The 2,858-nt window shown below is 34.5% G+C and carries 7 protein-coding genes; all 7 read right to left on the bottom strand.

Annotated elements, in window-relative coordinates:
• Positions 1–279, bottom strand: a 279-nt coding sequence (locus CIN_RS10750; RefSeq protein ID WP_040364456.1) for a hypothetical protein, incomplete at its 3' end; no start/stop codon positions are given.
• Positions 276–557, bottom strand: a complete 282-nt coding sequence (locus CIN_RS10755; RefSeq protein WP_040364457.1) for a hypothetical protein — start codon at positions 555–557, stop codon at positions 276–278. The genes CIN_RS10750 and CIN_RS10755, both read right to left, overlap by 4 nt.
• Before the next feature lie 73 nt (positions 558–630).
• Positions 631–1,071, bottom strand: a complete 441-nt coding sequence (locus CIN_RS10760) for a hypothetical protein (protein ID WP_040364458.1) — start codon at positions 1,069–1,071, stop codon at positions 631–633.
• Positions 1,061–1,918 (bottom strand): recombinase family protein, encoded by an 858-nt coding sequence (locus CIN_RS11610; protein WP_050798435.1) that lies wholly within the window; start codon positions 1,916–1,918, stop codon positions 1,061–1,063. The genes CIN_RS10760 and CIN_RS11610 overlap by 11 nt, the downstream gene beginning before the upstream one ends.
• Positions 1,911–2,399, bottom strand: coding sequence for a siphovirus Gp157 family protein (locus CIN_RS10770; RefSeq protein WP_008855127.1), 489 nt, complete (start codon positions 2,397–2,399; stop codon positions 1,911–1,913). Before CIN_RS10770 ends, CIN_RS11610 begins: the two co-directional genes overlap by 8 nt.
• A complete protein-coding gene (locus CIN_RS10775; RefSeq protein ID WP_008855128.1) occupies positions 2,392–2,577 on the bottom strand; it encodes a hypothetical protein in 186 nt (61 codons plus the stop codon). Before CIN_RS10775 ends, CIN_RS10770 begins: the two co-directional genes overlap by 8 nt.
• A complete protein-coding gene (locus CIN_RS10780; protein WP_139017014.1) occupies positions 2,567–2,818 on the bottom strand; it encodes a hypothetical protein in 252 nt (83 codons plus the stop codon). Before CIN_RS10780 ends, CIN_RS10775 begins: the two co-directional genes overlap by 11 nt.
• Positions 2,819–2,858: the final 40 nt, after the last annotated feature.

A 2,858-nucleotide genomic window follows, 5' to 3' on the forward strand; every position in this document is an offset into this window, starting at 1 on the left:
GGCGGTTTTGTCTAGTATTATTATATTTTCATATCTAACAGTCGATGACCTATCACGACCATTTTTGAAAATATGTGAATATCTATTTAAGGCATTACTTAATTCTGAATCTTTCATATCAACTTCAAAAGAACTTACTGATTCTGTGGTTAGTTGTAAACAATCAGTCATCTCTGAAACTTCCTCCAAATGACAACCGAGCTGAACCCGTCTATTGTCATCTGTTGGCTCTGGCACAGCAGCTTTAAACCAGCTCTCAATTTGTTTTATAATCGTCATTGTTCAACTCCATAAATGAAATTTGGTTTTACAGATTCATCTTTGAAATCATCTTTAAAACCGATAATAAGATGATTGGCAGCATTCAATTTCCCTGCAACGCATGATCTTTGGAAAGATGGAAATTCATCTTCTACACATTGATTAAACACATCTTGAGTAATAACCTCTGGTTTTTCGTAAATTCTTATACTTAAAGGTTCATTTAAAATCCTAACAACAAGGAAATCTTCGCCACCATTCATAAATCGTCCTGTTATAGATAAATGTCTTTTCATTCTTTTAACCCTCTGATAAAATATCCAAATACATAGCCAAGCCAGATGCTGAATAAAACTACTAAACAAATAGCTACAAACATGGCTTATACCTTTTTACATTTGTTGGTTTCTGCGTAGGAAGTATGGTGAAAGATGTAATATCGTCTAGGGCCATACAAACGTTCTCCTTATCATCATTTAAACCGCCTACGTGTTCGAATGGGTATTCTCCGTCTGGGCTGTATAACGAATCAATATTAATCCACTTTTCATATTCAAAAGTGCGTTTGTCTATTGTTTCATCATAATAAACGGTTGATCCAAACGCTCTAATTCTCACGTCAGAAGCTTTTACAAGGCGTTTAAGGATAATACGTGTATAATTATCCATAGTATAGGTTTCGCTCTCTGTAATGCCTAATTCTTCCGTATAGTGTTTTTGTCCATTACGGCTCCAACTCTCAGAGAAAAACGCATTAATAGGAAGTGCATATACTTTATCTTCAAATGTTTTTAATGGATTATACAGCATTTGCTAATTCTCCTTGTTCTTCAAATGAAGCAAGAGCTTGTTCGATTAGATCGGTGATAACAGCAGCTAATTTAGGTTCTTTTTCTGTTAGTTCATTACGAAGATTGATTATTTTTGTCTGTGATGTTAATTTTTCTAAATACTCACGACTTTCAATGTCTGTTAATTGACCAACCAGCCAGTCATATCTTTTAATAAGCTCTGATTTTTCTGGTTCAATAGATGGCATTTCTTGAATAACTTCTTGTTCAGCAACTGGCTTTGATTGCAATTGAACAGGTGGTGGCTCTATTGTTTGCGTTGGATAATCTTGAGCCTCTTCTTGAGAAATAAGTCCATTTAATAAATCAGGAAAAGCATCACGTAAAGCAAACCCCCTTGCACGCATTTGAAGCATTCGTTTAGGATAAGACAACCAAGGGCCAGGCTTGCCAGTTAATTTTGCATCAACAGCATCTTGCCAAGAAAATTTACTAATAACTTCTGGATTACCTTTGCGTTTAACAGTGCAAATAGCAACCCATTCTTCTTTTTTATTACCCAACATTTCTTCTTTTACATATTCGCACAATGGGGATGCTCTACAAAGGGCGAGCATCATATCTCCATAAATAGACGGTTTCCCATTAATTATTGCAATATTATGTAAAGATTGAGCCACAGATAATCCAATAGAAGTTCCTAATTGTACCGCAACGACTATATCTGCTGGAGTAAATGTCTTGGGAACCATAGAAGCATTGTAAATATACTCAGCATATTTTATTAGTTCACCTAAGCTTTGAGGCTCTAAACTTGTATTTCTTTCAAATCCTACCTTTTGAATGGTAACTACATCATTAGACATTTTCTTCAACTCCTTTAGCATAAGGATTGGTTTTATTTTTAATTGCGGTAATCTTTAAAACTGGAGGCCCGCCATTTGATAAAACAGCACCTTGTATTACTTCACCTTTTCGTAGCAACTTTGCTATTTCCGTTCGATCTGGCCTTATTTCTGATGCAACCATAAGATCAGGTCGTAGCTCTGCTATTTTATCTGCATTAATGATTTGTGCTGTTTGAGTTGCTTTTACTAAAGTCGCTGTTGAATTATCTCCTTTAAAACTAATAACTCCATTTCCTTGCATCTCAAGATTGAGAGTTTCTCTAAACTCCTTTGCACATTTCGTAGCTTTTTCAATAAAGAATTCAAGATCATAAATAGCATTAAGAAGTTTTTGCTCTTCTGGTGCCTCACTATTCGTAATTGACTTTACATATTTGTTGAATGGTTCACGAATATGCTTATTGTGCATACCAATAAGGTATTCTTGAATATTAACCATTTTTCACATTCCCAATTCTATGAATGCTGTGCTTATCGAATGAAACAGCAACTTGTTTTTCTGAAAGGTTTGCAATTATTTCATCTTTAATTTTAATGATTTTTTGAAGTGTTTTAATTCTTCTATTAGCGATATCAAGTTCACATTTAATAATTTCGAGCTGAATTTTATCTTCCATGGAAAATCTCCCATGGGATATTTAAGCCGTTGTTAGATGCGATTAATGCCTGTAGTTCTTCTTGAGCGTCCAATGATCTTTGACGGTATTCGTGGTAACGTTTATTGAGTGCATCAAAGGAAAAGAATTGGCTTGCAAGACGATCAAACATAATGATATCGCCTTCTAATTTCTTTTTATTTGCTAAATCCTCTTGACTCCAAGCCATAGGATCAAATATTTCTATTGTGTATTTTGTCATTAAATACATTCCTTATTTATAAGGGAGATAGGCTAGAGGG

The sequence above is a fragment of the Commensalibacter intestini A911 genome, from assembly GCF_000231445.1.
Classification (GTDB): Bacteria; Pseudomonadota; Alphaproteobacteria; order Acetobacterales; family Acetobacteraceae; genus Commensalibacter; species Commensalibacter intestini.